Annotated in this window: 10 protein-coding genes; 2 read left to right on the plus strand and 8 right to left on the minus strand. The window is 74.1% G+C overall.

Features of this window, described 5'->3' with window-relative positions; all coding sequences use genetic code 11:
- Nucleotides 1-207 precede the first annotated feature (207 nt).
- Both DEU32_RS11025 and DEU32_RS11030 read left to right on the plus strand, forming a co-directional pair.
- The gene (locus DEU32_RS11025) at nucleotides 208-5,820 is read left to right on the plus strand and encodes a glutamate synthase-related protein (RefSeq protein WP_220152778.1); all 5,613 of its coding nucleotides are present in this window, start codon (nucleotides 208-210) and stop codon (nucleotides 5,818-5,820) included.
- On the plus strand, nucleotides 5,817-7,604 hold the full coding sequence (locus DEU32_RS11030; protein ID WP_114850569.1) for a sulfite reductase subunit alpha: 1,788 nt from the start codon (nucleotides 5,817-5,819) through the stop codon (nucleotides 7,602-7,604). Before DEU32_RS11025 ends, DEU32_RS11030 begins: the two co-directional genes overlap by 4 nt.
- A gap of 239 nt (nucleotides 7,605-7,843) precedes the next feature.
- Here DEU32_RS11030 and DEU32_RS11035 read toward each other — a convergent pair whose 3' ends face one another.
- From DEU32_RS11035 to mvk, 8 genes are all read right to left on the minus strand, one after another.
- Nucleotides 7,844-8,977, minus strand: coding sequence for an alpha/beta hydrolase (locus tag DEU32_RS11035; protein ID WP_114850570.1), 1,134 nt, complete (start codon nucleotides 8,975-8,977; stop codon nucleotides 7,844-7,846).
- Between the two features lie 4 nt (nucleotides 8,978-8,981).
- Entirely contained in the window at nucleotides 8,982-9,887 is a 906-nt protein-coding gene (locus tag DEU32_RS11040; protein WP_114850571.1) for a hypothetical protein, read from the minus strand.
- On the minus strand, nucleotides 9,887-10,387 hold the full coding sequence (locus tag DEU32_RS11045) for a hypothetical protein (RefSeq protein WP_114850572.1): 501 nt from the start codon (nucleotides 10,385-10,387) through the stop codon (nucleotides 9,887-9,889). The genes DEU32_RS11040 and DEU32_RS11045 overlap by 1 nt, the downstream gene beginning before the upstream one ends.
- 166 nt (nucleotides 10,388-10,553) lie before the next feature.
- A complete protein-coding gene (locus DEU32_RS11050; protein WP_114850573.1) occupies nucleotides 10,554-11,729 on the minus strand; it encodes a hydroxymethylglutaryl-CoA synthase in 1,176 nt (391 codons plus the stop codon).
- Complete coding sequence (locus tag DEU32_RS11055) at nucleotides 11,726-12,790, minus strand: hydroxymethylglutaryl-CoA reductase (RefSeq protein ID WP_114850574.1); 1,065 nt, start codon at nucleotides 12,788-12,790, stop codon at nucleotides 11,726-11,728. Before DEU32_RS11055 ends, DEU32_RS11050 begins: the two co-directional genes overlap by 4 nt.
- Nucleotides 12,787-13,866 carry a phosphomevalonate kinase gene (locus tag DEU32_RS11060; protein ID WP_114850575.1) on the minus strand — a complete coding sequence of 360 codons (1,080 nt, stop codon included), beginning with the start codon at nucleotides 13,864-13,866 and terminating at the stop codon, nucleotides 12,787-12,789. Before DEU32_RS11060 ends, DEU32_RS11055 begins: the two co-directional genes overlap by 4 nt.
- Nucleotides 13,863-14,870: a diphosphomevalonate decarboxylase gene (gene mvaD, locus DEU32_RS11065; RefSeq protein ID WP_114850576.1), complete on the minus strand. Its 1,008-nt coding sequence runs from the start codon at nucleotides 14,868-14,870 to the stop codon at nucleotides 13,863-13,865. Before mvaD ends, DEU32_RS11060 begins: the two co-directional genes overlap by 4 nt.
- On the minus strand, nucleotides 14,867-15,859 hold the full coding sequence (gene mvk / locus DEU32_RS11070) for a mevalonate kinase (RefSeq protein WP_114850577.1): 993 nt from the start codon (nucleotides 15,857-15,859) through the stop codon (nucleotides 14,867-14,869). Before mvk ends, mvaD begins: the two co-directional genes overlap by 4 nt.
- Nucleotides 15,860-15,934: the final 75 nt, after the last annotated feature.

Consider the following 15,934-nt stretch of genomic DNA (forward strand, 5'->3'; position numbering starts at 1 on the left):
ACCCAGCCGGCCGCCGCCCGCCCGCCGGACCCGACCCGTGCCTCCCGTCCGGTCGGTCTGTTGCGTGCGCGGTATACCAACCCGTAGCATCGCCCTACCGCACCACCCCACAGGGCCCGGCCACCATCCGACGGTCTGCCCGCGGCGAGCGCTCCACCGATGCAGCCTGGCCGACCGCTGCCGGCACTCGCTCCACTGGACCCGCTCGTGAACCCCTCCCCCTTCGGCCTGTACGACCCTGCTCGCGAATCGAGCGACTGCGGCGTCGGCTTCATCACCCGTCTCGACGGGACCCCGAGCCACGACGTCCTGGTGAAGGGCGACGAGGCACTGTGCGCGATCCCCCACCGCGGCGGGAAGTCCGCCGAGGGCGTCGGTGACGGCGCGGGCGTGAGCATCGACCTGTCGGTGGAGTTCTTCAGCGCGATCACCGGCCAGACCCTGCGCGCCGGACACTTCGGCGTCGCGAACTGCTTCGTGCCGACCGACCCCGACGAGCGTGCCGACGCCGAACGCCTCGTGACGGCGGAGCTGGCCGAGCAGGGCTTCGAGCTGCTCCTGGTCCGCGACGTCCCGGTCGACCACGGCGTCGCCCGTCCGGAGGCCGAGCAGTACCAGCTGCCGATCGTGCAGTGGGTCTTCCGCGCCCCGGAGTCCTGGTCCCGCGCCGACGTCGACACCGCGGCGAACCGCGCGCTCCTCGCGATCGAGGCCGTGTCCTACGCCCGCGCCGCCGAGGAGCACGCTCCGCACGCGGCCCTGTACCCGCTGTCGCTCAGCGCCCGGACCCAGGTGCTGAAGGGCCGGCTGAACTCGGGCGAGGTGATCGGGTACTTCACCGACCTGCGTGACCCGCGGCACTCGGTCCGGACGCTGTACTTCCACACCCGGTTCTCGACGAACACCGAGCCGCACCCGACGATGGCCCAGCCGTTCCGCCTGATGGCGCACAACGGCGAGCTGAACACCGACCGCAAGAACCGGCTGTCCGACGAGGCCTCGGCCCGCGCCCGCACGCGCAGCATCGTCCGGCCGCCAGGGCAGTCGGACTCGAGCCGGCTCGACCAGACCCTGCAGAGCCGGGTGTTCGACGACGGCCTGGACCTGGTCGAGGCCGTCGTGACGCTCATGCCCCCGGCGTGGGAGAACGACCGCACGCTCACCCCGGCGGTGCGCGACATGCTCGAGTACCACTCGCTGTACGAGGAGAAGAACGACGGTCCCGCCGCCGTCATCTTCAGCGACGGCGACGTGGTCGGCGCCCGCCTCGACCGGCTCGGCCTCCGGCCGCTCCGCACGGTGCAGACCGCCGAGTACCTGATGGTCGCGTCGGAGTCCGGCCAGGTGGCGTTCGCCGCGGACGAGGTCGTGCACCGCGGCCGGATCGAGGCCGGCGGCATGCTCGTCGTCGACCACCGCACGGGTTCGGTGCTGCGCACGCGCGAGGCCCTCGAGCTGCTCGCCGCCCGCAGGCCCTTCGGCGCGCTGCTCGACGCCGCCCGGGTGGAGCTCGACGCCCTGCCCGCGCCCGCGTACGAGCGCGGCACGAGCACGCTCGGCTACGACGGGGACCTGTCGCTCGCCGGGCGCTACGTCGCGTACTCGCTGAACCAGGAGAGCTTCCGGTTCATGCTCGACCCGATGCTCGCGAACGGCTCGGAGCGCATCTCGGCGATGGGCTACGGCAACGCGATCAACGCCCTGAGCGACACCGAGGGCGGCATGGCGAAGTACTTCTCGCAGCGCTTCGCCCAGGTGACGAACCCGCCGCTCGACTCGATCCGCGAGGCCGACGGCATGTCGATGCGCGTGGCCCTCGGCGCCAAGCTCGACGCCCACACGCACGCGGCCGCTGATGGACACACCAGCGCGCAGGCTGAGGCCGACGCCAGCACTGCCGCCGTCCCGACCCGCCAGATCGTCGTGCAGTCCCCCGTGCTCGGCCACCTCGACATGGTCCGCCTGCGCGACCAGGACGTCGTCCCGCTCGAGCGCTTCGACATGCTCTACGTGCCCGTCGTCGACGACGAGCACGTCAACGCCGACGCCGTCCGCTCCGCCGTCGAGGCCCTGTGCGACCGGGTCGAGGCGTTCGCGCGCACCACGGGCGGCATCGCGGTCCTGACCGACCGCGCGGTGTCCTCGACCCGCGCACCGCTCCCGGTGATCCTGGCGGTCGCGGCCGTGAACCAGCGGCTCATCGAGACCGGCCTGCGCCTGCGCCTGTCGATCGTCGCCGAGTCCGGCCAGCTGCCGTCGTCGCACCACGTGGCCACGGCGCTCGGCTTCGGTGCGTCGGCGGTCTACAGCCTGTCGGCCCGGCTCCGTGCCGAGGAGCAGTACCCCGCCGAGGCCGCCCCCGCCGGCGAGGTCACCGCGACCGACCTGGCCCTGCGGCGCTTCCGGAAGGCGGCGGAGAAGGCCCTCGCGAAGACGATGGGCCGCGTCGGCCTGTGCACCGCGGAGAGCTACATCGGCGGCGCGTTCTTCGAGCCGAACTACCTGGACACCGGGGACGACCTGTTCGCCCGGGTGTTCCCGTACATGCAGGCCCCGGTCGGCGGTGTCGGCTTCACCCGCATCGCACAGGCCGCGACGGAGTGGCACGAGCGCGCCCGCTCGGTCGCGACCGAGGCCCAGGTCCCGCTGCTCGGTCTGTTCAAGGAGCGCTCCGACGGCGCCGGGCACTCGTTCGGCGTCGCGAGCGTCCGCGGCTTCGGCGGGATGACCGAGGAGCGCCCGGCCTTCGAGCGTGCCGGCGACTCAGAGGCGCTCCGCCTGCTCACCCTCGGCCAGCTCGACGACGCCTTCGGCATCACCGACAGCGCGTACCGGGGCACCGGCTACGACCGGCTGAGCGACGCCGAGGTCGACGCGCACCGCATCACGCCCGGCTACGTGTCGTTCCTGCAGACCACCCACGACGAGCGGTCCCGCCGCCCCGCCGCGCTCCGCGACGTGCTCGCGCTGCCCGCGGACGTCACGGGCATCGACGAGGCCGAGGACTTCGCACGCGAGCTCGGCCGGTTCTCGACGACCGGCAACGCCAGCATCACGGTGCGCGGCCTGTCCGGCTCGCGGCCCGCCTCGCCCGACGGACTGCCGGGAGGCACGACCCGGTTCCGCCTGGAGCTCACGTCGACGGGACCCACGGGTTCCGCACGCCACCTGGCCCTCGCGGACGGGCTCGCCCTGCTGCACCCCGGCCAGGTGGACGTCGACGCCGTCGACGACGACCAGGTGACGCTCCGCGCCACCGGCGCCGCCGCCGCGCTCCTCGCGCTGCTGCAGGCGGCCCCGGCGAGCGTGGACCTCGACCGGGTGCAGCCCGCGCACGAGATCACCCGCACGCTCGCGTCCGGGGCGATGAGCCACGGCGCCCTCGTCGCCACCGCGCACGAGGCCGTCGCGCACGGCACGAACATGGTCGGCGGCATGTCGAACTCGGGCGAGGGCGGCGAGCACCACTCCCGCTACGGGACGATCCGCGGCTCGAAGATCAAGCAGTTCGCCTCGGGGCGGTTCGGCATCTGGGCGGGCTACCTGGCCGACCCGATGCTCGAGGAGCTCGAGATCAAGATCGGCCAGGGCGCCAAGCCCGGCGAGGGCGGTCAGCTGCCCGCGCCGAAGGTCACGGTGGACATCGCCGCCGCACGCGGAGGCACGCCCGGCGTCGAGCTCATCTCGCCGCCGCCGCACCACGACACGTACTCGATCGAGGACCTCGCGCAGCTCATCCACGACTGCAAGGCCGCCCGCGTCCGGGTCGTCGTGAAGCTCGTGTCCTCCGAGGGCATCGGGACGATCGCCGTCGGCGTCGCGAAGGCCGGCGCGGACGTCATCAACGTCGCGGGGAACACCGGCGGGACGGGTGCCGCGGCGGTCACGAGCCTGAAGTACGCGGGCCGCTCCGCGGAGATCGGCGTCGCCGAGGTGCACCAGGCCCTCGTCGCGAACGGCCTGCGGCAGAAGGTCACGCTCCGCTGCTCCGGCGCCCACCAGACCGGATCGGACGTCGTCACGAGCGCGCTGCTCGGCGGCGACTCGTTCGAGTTCGGCACGACCGCGCTCATGATGCTCGGCTGCGTCATGGCGAAGAACTGCAACGTGAAGTGCCCCGCCGGCCTGACCACGAACGCCGAGGCGTTCGAGGGCGACCCGCGTGCGCTCGCGCAGTACCTGCTCAACATCGCGCACGACGTTCGGCAGATCCTCGCGCGCCTCGGGCTGCGGTCGCTCCGCGAGGCCCGGGGGCGCACCGACCTGCTGCAGCTGCTCGACCACCCGGCGAGCGTCGGCCGGCTCGACGTGCGGGACCTCCTGGCGCAGGTGCCGGAGAAGGTCGTCGCAGACCCGGAGTACCTCGAGAAGGACTACCGGACCGACGACGCGCTCATCGCCCAGGTGCGTTCGGCGCTCGTCGACGGACACGAGCACACGCTCGTGGTCGACGGCGTCGTCCTCGGCAACGCGGACAAGTCCGTCGGCGGCCAGCTCGGCATCGACCTCGAGCGGATCCTGAACCACGAGCTCCGCGGGGCCGACCTGTCCGGGCACCCGGCGATCGCCGAGGACGACCGCGGTCGCCGTCGGCTGGTCGACGGCGCCCTGACGATCCGCACGAGCGGGTCCGCGGGGCAGTCCTACGGGGTGTTCACGAACGACGGCACGACGCTCGACCACACCGGCACCGCGAACGACGGCGTCGGCAAGAGCCAGTCCGGCGGCCGGATCGTCGTCCGCGCGCCGGGCGGCGGCAGTGCCGAGCGCGGCGGCAACGTCCTCGTCGGCAACTTCGCGCTGTTCGGCGCCACGGGCGGCCGGACGTTCGTCGAGGGCGAGGCCGGCGACCGCTTCGCCGTGCGCAACTCCGGGGCGACCGCGGTCGTCGAGGGCCTCGGCGACTTCGGCTGCGAGTACATGACCGGCGGTGCCGTGCTCAACCTCGGCGGCTTCGGCAAGGGGCTCGGGAACGGCATGTCCGGCGGCTTCCTGTACCAGTACGACCCCTCGGGGCAGGTGACCGAGCGCGCGAGCACCGACTCGCTCCTGGTGTTCCCCGTCACGGAGACCGGGCGCGGGGCGTTCCACGAGGCGGCCGCGAAGCTCCTGCTCGAGTGGCACCTCGAGGCGACGGGCTCGGCGCTCGCCGAGCGGCTGCTCGCGGCGTGGGAGACCACCCGCGACCACGTGTACGTCGGCATGCCGCGGGCGCTCCTGCTCAGCCAGGACGCCGACGAGATCCTCGCCGCCGCGACCCGACCGGAGCTCCTCGACGAGCTCGCGACCTCGGTCGCGACGGACAAGCTCCGCGCGTTCAAGACGGACTACCGCGACCGGCGCACCGTGCTCGACGGCCGCGCTCCCGCGCTCGGCGACCAGGGCGAAGACACGTTCGCGCTCCTGTCGTCGTACACGGTGCTCGGCGTCGCCCAGGACGTGGCGCAGGAGCGCGTCCCCGGTGCCGCGGCGGGCGACCCCCGGGTCACCGAGGCGGTCCGCAACCTCGTCCTGACCGAGGACTTCCAGGTCAAGCAGCGGGTCGTGAAGTACCTGCGCCGCACGCTCGAGTCCTTCGCGGACGACGAGCTCGCGACGCTCATCGCGACGAAGCGGCTCGACGACGCCAAGCGTGCGCTCGCGCAGCGGAACAACCGCAGCTCGGACGCACCGGGGACCACGGGGTGGATGATGCACCAGACCGCCAAGAACGCCGGCCGACGCCGAGCCGCACGGTTCGACGAGCTGCTCGCCACCGCGGCGCTCGAGGACATCGCCCGCCGCGCGCCGCTCGCCCCGGTCGAGGCGGTGACGGCATGACGACCATGCCCCCGACCGGGTCGCTCATCCCCGTCGACGCCCCGTTCTCGGCCGCGCAGGAGTCCTGGCTCGCCGGGTTCATCGCGGGCATCGCCGCCGCGGGGAAGAAGGCCGCCCCGGCAGCGCCGACCACGACGATCGACGTGCTGTTCGGCACGCAGACCGGCAACGCGGAGCTCCTCGCCGAGGACCTCGTCGCCGGCGCGACCGCCAGGGGCCTGGGCGGTCGGGCGACCCCGCTCGACGCCGTCACCCCGGAGCAGCTCGCCGGCATGACGCACGTGCTCGTCGTCACCTCGACGTACGGCGAGGGCGAGATGCCCGACAACGCCGGCCTGTTCTGGGAGGCGCTGCAGTCCCCCGCGGTCCCCCGTCTCGAGGGCGTGCAGTACGCGGTGCTCGGGCTCGGCGACACAAGCTACGACGAGTTCTGCCAGGCCGGGAAGCTCCTGGACCTGCGGTTCGAGCAGCTCGGCGCGGCCCGCGTGCACGACCGGGTGGACTGCGACGTCGACTACGAGGACCCGGCCGCCCTCTGGAGCGCCGCCGTCCTCGACCGGATCGCCGCCCAGGCCGGCGTCGCCGCGACGGGCGGGACCACCGCTGCCGGGGCCGCGCCGACGGCGACCGCAACCGGCGGAGCGGGCGCGGGTCGTGCCTCCCGGCCGGGCGCGCAGTGGACCAAGCGCACCCCGTACCGGGCGCCGCTCGTCGTGAACCGGGTGCTCAGCGCGCCGCGGAGCGCGAAGGAGATCCGGCACCTGGAGTTCGACCTCGGCGATTCCGGGATCACGTACGCGGCCGGCGACGCGCTGGCCGTGGTGCCGCACAACGACCCGGCGCTCGTCGACCAGCTGCTCCAGCACCTCGGCGCGGACGGTGCGGCGGACGTCGACGGCCGACCGCTCGCCGAGGTCCTGCGCGTCGAGCGCGAGATCCGGACGCCGTCGAAGGACCTCGTCGCCGACCTGGTGCAGCGTGCGCCCGCGTCGGAGCTCGCCGCGGTCGTGGCGCACGGCGACAAGCAGGAGCTCGACCGGTGGCTGTGGGGGCGGGACGTCCTCGACCTGCTCGTGGACGCCGGACCCGCGGCGCCGTCGCTCGACGAGCTGCTGCCGAACCTCCGCGGCCTGCAGGCACGGCAGTACTCGATCTCGTCGAGCCCGCTCGCCCACCCCGGCCGCGTGCACCTGACCGTCGCGAGCGTCCGGTACGGGGACACCCGACGCACCCACCACGGCGTCGCGTCCACGTACCTGGCGGACCGGGTGCAGGCGGACGGCGAGGTCGGCGTGTACCTACAGCCGAACGCCGCGTTCGGGGTACCGGCCGACGGCGACGCCCCGATGGTGATGATCGGGCCCGGGACCGGGATCGCCCCGTTCCGCGGGTTCCTGCACGAGCGGGCGGCCGCCGGGGCGACCGGGCGCAACTGGCTGTTCTTCGGCGACCAGCACCGCGACACGGACTTCGTCTACGAGGACGAGCTCACCGCGTTCCGGGAGTCCGGCGTGCTCGACCGGCTCGACCTGGCGTTCTCACGCGACCAGGCCGAGAAGGTCTACGTGCAGACCCGGATGCGGGAGCAGGCCGTCGAGCTGTACCGGTGGCTCGAGGACGGCGCGTTCGTGTACGTGTGCGGCGACGCGTCGCGGATGGCGAAGGACGTCGAGCAGGCGCTGCTCGACGTCGTCGCCGAGCAGCGGGGCCGGGGCACCGACGACGCGCTCGGGTACCTGGCCGACCTGCGGCGCGCGAAGCGGTACGTCCGCGACGTCTACTGACCCGCGCGCCGGGTGCCGATCCGCGCGTGGAAGGCGCTTCCGCGCGTCGGGTGCCGTTCCGCTCGTAGGAGGCCGTTCCTTCCGGCCTCCGACGCGCGGATCGGCATCCCAGGACGGAGGCGATGGGAAGGATCGCTCACGCGACCGGCTGACGGACGGGAGGCCCGTGGCGGCACCGGCACGGGCCTCCCGTCCGTCCCCGGGTCACCACCCGATCAGCGCGACGCGGTGCAGCGCCCTCAGCGCGCGGGCAGCCCCGCGATCCACCCGGCGACCTGCGCGTCGAACCACGCCGCGTCGAGGTTCCGCTCCCACGCGTGCTCGGCCGAGCCGCTGACCACCAGGGTCACCCGGTCGGGCTCCCCCGCGGCGAACTGCTGGCTCACGGCGAACGGCACGGTGCGGTCCCCGTCGGAGTGCACGAGCAGCGTCGGCGGCAGGGGCGGCGGGACCCGGAGCCACGACAGCGCCCGGACGTCGACGGGCGCCCGGAGCCCGACCACGCGGTGCAGCAGCGGCGTGCGCATCGCCGCGAGGGCCGCGGAGACGACGAACCCGGGCACCGGGGTGCGGGCCGCCTGAAAGCGGACGGCCGCCTCCCAGTCGAGCGCCGGCGCCACGAGCAGCACGCCCGTGACCAGGTCGCGGTGGGCCGAGCGCAGCAGCAGCTCGTGGGTGATCGTGGCGCCCATCGACCAGCCGACCAGGACGATCCGCCGAGCACCGTTCGCGACCGCGTGGTCGAGGGCTGCCTCGACGTCGACCCACTCCCGGGCACCGAGGTGGGACGCGCGTCCCTCCCACGGCGCCTCACCGTCTCCGCGGAACGATGGCACGATCGAGGTCCAGCCGGCCTCGAGCGCCGCCGGGACGGTCCGGAGCGCGGTCACCCGGGTCGTCCGGATGCCGTGCACGTGGACGGCCCACGTGGCCGCGGCGTCGTCGTCGGGGCGGGCGGGGCGCACCACCCACGCGGGTGCCGCGCCGAGCGGGGTCGGGATCGACACCTCGGACCAGTCGACCTCCATCGCGGCGGGGTCGGGGTGCACGTGACCGCTCCACCGGATGCGGGCGGACACCGCGCCGGTCGTCCGGACCACGGCGCGGCGGACGGTGCCGGCGGCCTCGTCGACCTCGAGCACCGGCCCGACCGTGGTGTGTCCGTCGCCCTCGTGCCACAGGCCGTACTCCCCCGGCCGCAGCGTGTCGGCGGTCAGGGGCAGCTGCACCGAGTCGGCGTCCGCGTCGAGCACCGGCGTCCACCGGTGCCGCCCGGGCAGGACGATCTTGCCGACCACCGCACGGACGGCCAGCAGCCCGCCGACCACCACGAGCACCACCAGGGCGACGAGCGCCCACACCACGACCGTCATGCCGTCATCCTCCGAGGTTCCGAGCGAGCAGCCGCTCCGCCGACCGCACGTGCGCGAGCTCGCCCGGGTCGATCGTCCGTCCCTGCACCTCGGCGTCGCGGATCGCGATGACGAGGTCGTACGTCCGCACCCGCAGGTCGGCACGGCGGTCGACGGGCCGCAGACCGTGGTGTCGGACGACGCGGGCGAGCCGACGGTGGTGCCGGCCGAGCCGCAGGTCGCGGACCCACCGGCGCACCGTGAACGAGGCCATCCCGACGACGACGAGCACGATGCCGAGGTAGAAGGGCGGGTCGAACGCGAACCGCAACGCGTCGCGGACGCCGGGGGTGGCCAGGCCGAGGTGGTCGGCCGTCAGCGACACGATCTCCTCGACGCTGGCCAGGGTGACGAGGACGAGTCCGACCCGGAAGACCCCGAGTGCCCCGCGCCCGGTCGGCATCCCGCGCACGAGCGTCGTCACCGTGATCGCGGCCACGCAGGCCATGTAGACCGAGGCGTAGAGCCACATCGCGGTCTGGTCGATGCCGAGCACGATGAAGTGGAACGCGGTCGTGCCCCGGTCGGTGATGCAGGCGAACGGGATCGTGAACGCGGTGACCACGGCGAGCAGCGCGAGGGGGTGCGCCAGGACCGGTCGGCGCGGCAGGTCGCCCGTGGACGCGCGGAGCATGAGCCAGAAGGCGGTGGTCGCGCAGACGTTCTGCACGAGGTTGATGAGGTTCGTGCCGCCGAGCCACCCGTCGAGCACGGTCTGCGGCACGACGCTGCCGAGGGTGAGGAGCCCGAGGGCGCCCACCCCGGTCGCCGCCCAGGCCGCGCGACCGCGCGGGTTCCGCCACACCGACGGCGTCCGCGCCACGAAGATGAGGGCCGCGCACCAGAAGGTGGCGGCGTGCAGGGCACCCATCAGCCGTAGGCCCGCTCGTCCGACGACCCCGCGCCGAGCAGGACGGTGGCGACCTCGTACGCGAAGCGCTCCGCGAAGTGCTCGTCGTCGCCGGACACGCGCACGAGCCCGTGCCCGGCAGTCTGCGTCGGGTCGTCCGCGTGCGCCGCGCTCCGGCCGTCGACGTCCCGCTGGCACACGTTCGTCCCCGCGGCGAGCGACGCGACCGACGCGGGCGTCGGCGCCCCGGCGTCGCCGTGCAGCAGGTGCCCGAGTTCGTGCAGCACGCAGTGCATGCGGTACAGGGGCGGCACGGCGGCGGGGACGAGCACGAGGTTCTCGTGCGGCGCCTGCGAGACGAGTGCGGTGAGGCTGCCCCACGACGGGCCGTCCACGTCGACGACGCGGGTCGGCGTGCCGACCGTGCGGGCGACCGCGGCCACGACGTCGTCGAGACGCGGGTCGGCCGGCAGCGTGCGCACGAGGTCGGCGACCACCGTCGTCACGTTCCGCCCTGCCATCGACTCCCCCTCGTCCCGCGGACAGCCTACCGGCCCGGATCCACGCGTCGGGCGGTGCGGTCCCGGCGACGGCGCGCGCGGTCGCGGGGTGACCGGACGACGGACGGGAGGATCGTGGCGGGCCCGCCACGGTCCTCCCGTCCGCGTCCTGGCGGGCCGGACCCGCTCAGTCCTGCGCGACCGCCTCGTAGTGGCGCGCGCCACCGCGCACCCCGGCGAACCGGTACGGACCGGCGGTGACCCGGGGACGCTCGACGTCCTCGCTGGTGGCGGCGCCGCCGGCGTGCAGCGCGCGGTACTCGTCGACCGTCAGCCGGACGCGCGCATCGAGCACCGCGCGCACGCGACCCTCGCGGCGGTGCGACCGGTAGTCCGGCTGCACGATGCCCGTCATGAGCTCGCCGACGCTGCCGGAGCCGTAGCTGAACATCGCGATGCGCTGCCCGCCGAGCTCGTCGTCCAGGTCGAGGAGTGCCGCGAGACCGATCCAGATCGACGCCGTGTAGGTGTTGCCGGTCTCCCGGTTGTAGGTGAAGCCGATCGCGAGCTCGGACTCGTCGAAGGGCTCCCCGACGTGCTGCGTCAGCTTCCGGTGCGCCTTGAGGGCCATCTTCGTGAACGGCTGGTGGTGCACGAAGCGGGTGATGTCGGCGTACGCGGGACCGCCCTGCGCGGCGAGGTCGTCCCACGCGCCGACGAAGGCGTCGACGTACGCGCTCACCGAGAGCCGCCCGTCGACGAGCGCCGTGGAGCGGTCGTTCGGACGCCAGAAGTCGTCGACGTCGGCGGTGAAGACACCGGCGGCCGGCTCGAGCTCGACGAGGTCCGGATCCGCGGACACCAGGATCGCGGCGGCACCGGCGCCCTGCGTGGGCTCCGCGGCGGTGTCCACGTCGTACCGCGCGACGTCGGCGGCGATCACGAGCACCCGCTCGTGCGGGGCGCGCGCGACGATGCCGAGCGCGAGCTGCACGGCCGCGGTCCCGCCGTAGCAGGCCTGCTTGAGCTCGACGACGCGCACCGACTGCGGCAGGCCGAGCAGCCCGTGCACGAAGACGCCGGCGGCCTTGGACTGGTCGACGCCGGACTCGGTGGCGAACAGCACCGTGCGGATGCCCTCGACGCCGTGGCGGTCGATGACCTCCTTGGCGGCGGCGGCCCCCATCGTGACGATGTCCTCGTCGGGCGCGGGCACGCTGAACGCGTCCTGGCCGATGCCGACGTGGTACTTCGCGGGGTCGACACCCAGGCGCTCGGCGAGGTCGTCGAGCTCCAGCACGTGGTGGCCGGTGGCGATCGCGATGTCGTGGATGCCGATGCTCAGCGGCTGCTGCGCGGTCATGCTGCACCTCCTGCAGGCCGGGAGCCCCGGCGTTCCATGGCGACGTGGGCCGCCATCAGTTCTCCGGGGTTCGTCTGGGCGGCGAGCAGGGAGAGCTCACCGCAGAGGACCGTGGCGGCGCACAGGGCCGCCAGGCGTCGGGCGTTCGCGCCGGGTTCGCGCTCCTCGCGGCAGCCGAGCCGCACGAGCGCGTCCTCGACGACCGGCAGGTCGCCGCCCTTGCCGTTGCCGACCGTGCCGACGATCAGGTGCGGCAGCGCGGTCGAGAAGTACAGGTCGTCGCCGCGGGCCTCGGCGTAGGTGATGCCCTGCGAGCCCTCGACGATGTTCGCGGCGTCCTGCCCGGTGGCCAGGTAGAAGCCGAGGAGCATGTTCGCGTAGTGCGCGTTCGCGGAGCGCAGGGCACCGGCGATCGTCGACCCGACGAGGTTCTTCGCGACGTTGAGCTCGGCGATGCGCGCAGCACTCGACCGGAGCCGCTTCTCGACGACCTCGCCCGGGATGACGATCTCGGCGATGGTGTTCCGGCCGCGCCCGCGGATGCCGTTCACCGCGGTGGCCTTCTTGTCGGTGCAGAAGTTGCCCGAGACGCTGACGTACCGCAGGCCCGGCTCCCACGCGAGGATCGCCGGCAGCAGCTTGTCCGCAGCCTGCGTGACCATGTTGTGTCCCGAGGCGTCGCCCGTGGTGAACGCGAAGCGCAGGAACAGCAGGTCGCCGACGATCTCCGGGTGCACCTCGATCAGCTTCGCGAACCGGCTCTGCCCGGCGACGAGCTGCTCGAGCTCGTCCTGGCGCGCCAGGATCCGCCCCGCGGCGATGTGCGCGGCGGCGGCGCTGTCGGCCTTCACGACGACGGAGCGGGTCATGCGCTCGTCGACGACGGTCGCGACGATCCCGCCCTCGACCATCCGCGAGACACGGGCGCCGCGGCCGACGGACGGCCAGAGCGGCGACTCGTACGTCGCGAGCGGCACCTCGTGCTCGCCCTCGACGGCGTTGCCGCTCACGCGGATCGGCCCCACCCACTTCGTGGGGATCGGGGTCAGCAGGTCGGTCATTCGACGCTCCCTTCGGGCGCTTGCACCGCGACGCTGAGGTGTCTGATGTCGTGCGCCTCCCAGGCGCGGTGGATGCCGGCGAGGTCGGTGTCCGCCGGAACGAGCGCGATGCCGCAGTCGCCGCCGCCGGCGCCGGACGGCTTCGCCGCCCCGCCGGCCGCCTCGACCACGTCGCACAGGGTCGCGAGGCGCTCGGTCTCGATCTGCGACCCGACCGACGCGCCGAGCCCCTGCAGGAGCGTGCGGGCGCGTCGCAGGGCGTCGAGCGTCTGCGCCGCGTCACCGGACCGGAGGCCCGTGGTCAGGTCGTCGACGCAGGTCCGGCTCTCGTCGAGGAACGCCGGGTAGCCACCGTTGCGGTGGCGCCGCACGACGTCGACGAGCTTCGTCGTGGACGCGGGCGAACCGGTCCAGCCGACCAGGAGCTCGAGGTCCTTCGGCGCCGGCAGCCGTTCGACGTCGAAGCCGGCCCAGGCGTCCGCGTCGGCCAGGACCTCGGACACCGTCCGGCCGCCGAGCATCCCCGCGAGGCGCTCCCGGTCGGGCGCGCTGTACCGCAGCCACCCGCCGAACGTGCTCGCCGCGAGGTCGCCGCCGGACGCGCGGGGGTTCACCCGGATGGTGGCGAGCAGGGCGACCCGGAAGCGGTCGCGCTGGGACAGGCCGATGCCGTAGAAGCGGTCGAGCGCGCCGACGGTCGCGACGGTCACGGCGGCGGAGGACCCGAGCCCGAACTTCCGGCCGCTGGCGTCGTCGAGCTGGCTCTCGATCCGCAGGTCGTGGAACCGCGGGGCGATCCCCCGCTCGGCGCGGAGCTTCTCGACGAGGTCGATCGTCGCCATCACGTAGTCGTACGGGTGGTGCTCGCGGTCGAGCGCGAGCCCGTCGTCCGCGCGGGTCCAGGTGAGCGGCAGGTGGCCGTACTCCTCGGAGTGCACGCTGCCCGAGCCGTGGCCCTCGGCGACCCGGGCCGTGATGGCGCGGTCGAGGGCGATGAGCACGGACGGCTGCCCGGGCTCGACGACGGCGTACTCGCCCGCGACGAACAGCTTGCCGTGGGCGCGGAACTCGATCACTCGGCGGTCTCCTCCGGTCGGACGGCACCCGCTCCGGGTGCCTCCGTTCCTTCGGAGCGGAGCAGGTGCGCGCCTGGTCCGGTGCCGGACTCGATGACGTCTCCCAGGTCGGCGAGCGCGGCCCCGACGGCGCCGCGGTCCTCGGGCGTGGTGAGCACGACGACGTTCGGGCCGGCGTCGGCCGTGGCGTACGCGGTCAGCCCGTCGGCACGGAGTCCGGCGACGGCGTCGAACACGGCGACGCTGCGGGCGTTCAGGTAGCGGATCGGCGGGAACGCGCCCTCGATGGTGGCGTGCATGCGGAGCGCGTTGCTCTCGGTCAGCTCGCCGATGCGGGCGAAGTCCCCGGCGGCGCACGCGGCGAGCATGTCGTCGACGGTGGCCGTGGTCGACTCGACCCACGCCGGGTAGAACGGCGACGTCGCGATCGTGCGGCGCATCGCCTCGCGCGACCCGATCGCCTTCTCGCCGGCCGAGATCGTCACGACCACCATCGCCATCGGCGGCGCGGGGACGCGTTCGGCGAACGACGCCTGGTCGTCGCCCGCGTGCCACACCGCGACGCCGCCGGGGATCGACCGGGTGGCGGAGCCGGAGCCGCGACGGGCGAGCCGGGACAGGTCGCGCTCGGACAGGTCGAGCCCGTACGCGGCGGCCGCGGCCGTCGCGAGCGCCGCGAAGCCGGACGCGCTCGACGCGAGTCCGGCGCCGGTCGGCACGGTGTTCTCCGACACCACCGCGGCGTGCACGGACGACCCCGCGGCCCGGCGCACGAGGTCGAGGAACTGCTGCACGCGGAGCAGGGCGCCGTCCGGGGCCGCGCCGCCGTTCAGCACGAACGAGTCCGCCGCCGCGGCACCGTCGAGCGTGACGGTGGTGGTCGTCGGGAACACGTCGAGGCCCATGGACACGCTGCCCGTCGCCGGGAGGGCGAGCTGCGCATCGGCCTTGCCCCAGTACTTCACGAGCGCGATGTTGGGGTGCGCGACGGCGGTGGCGGTCATAGGGCGCGGGCTCCGATCGTGGTGGTCCAGGTCTCCGTCGCGCCGGCGGCACGGAGGGCCGTCGCGACGCGGTCGGCGTGCGCGGCGTCGGCGAGGAGCGCGAGGACGCATCCGCCGCGCCCACCGCCGGTGAGCTTCGCGCCGAGGGCGTCCGCACGGCGTGCGGCGTCGACGAGCCGGTCGAGGTCCGCGCTCGACACGTCGAGTTCGGTGAGCAGTCCGTGCGCGGCGTCCATCGTGGCACCGAGGCCCTGTGCGTCGCCGTCCACGAGTGTCCCCCGTGCGCGACGGGCCAGGTCGCCGATCGCCGCGACCACGGCGTCGACGGCCCGCGGGTCGCGGTCGTGCTGCTCCCGCACGGCGGCGACGGCCTCGCGCGTGTGCCCGGGGACGCCGGTGTCGGCGACGACGAACGTGAACGCGGCGCCGAGCGGGACGGGTTCGACGACACCGTCCTCGAACCACACCGGGACGTCGGCGACCACACCGCGGGCGTCGAGCCCGGACGGTCGGCCGTGGGCGACCCGCTCGCACTCCTGCACGAGCTCGTGGTGCTCCTGCGCGTCCAGGGTCCGGCCGAAGACGTCGGCGACGGCGGCCGTGACGGCGGCGGCGACCGCGGCGCTCGACCCCATGCCGCGGGCTGTCGGCACGGCGCTGTCGACGCGGACGTGCAGGTGCTGCCCGGGGGCGCCGAGGTGCCGCAGCGTGGCCGTGACCGCCGTGACGGTCGGCAGCACGGCGGCGGGCGCGGTGTCGAGCGGACCGGTGTGCACGGTGGACTCGAGTGCGCTGCCCGACGTCGACGGCACCGGGGTCGCGGTCGCGGTCACGCGGACGTCCAGGACGGGCAGCACGAGTGCGGGTACGCCGTACACCACGGCGTGCTCGCCGATCAGGATCGTCTTGCCGTGGGAGGACCCGGTCCCGGGGCGGAGGGTGGTGCCCGGGTGCGGGGTCGCGGTGCGGTCGGTGTCGTGGTTGGTCATCGTGGCTCGGGTCAGCCTAACCGGACGCGGGCGGTGCGGGACGTGTGCGCCGGCCGGACGTACCCCCGGACACAT

The organism is Curtobacterium sp. AG1037 (genome assembly GCF_003349855.1).
In the GTDB taxonomy this organism is placed as follows: Bacteria; Actinomycetota; Actinomycetes; order Actinomycetales; family Microbacteriaceae; genus Curtobacterium; species Curtobacterium citreum.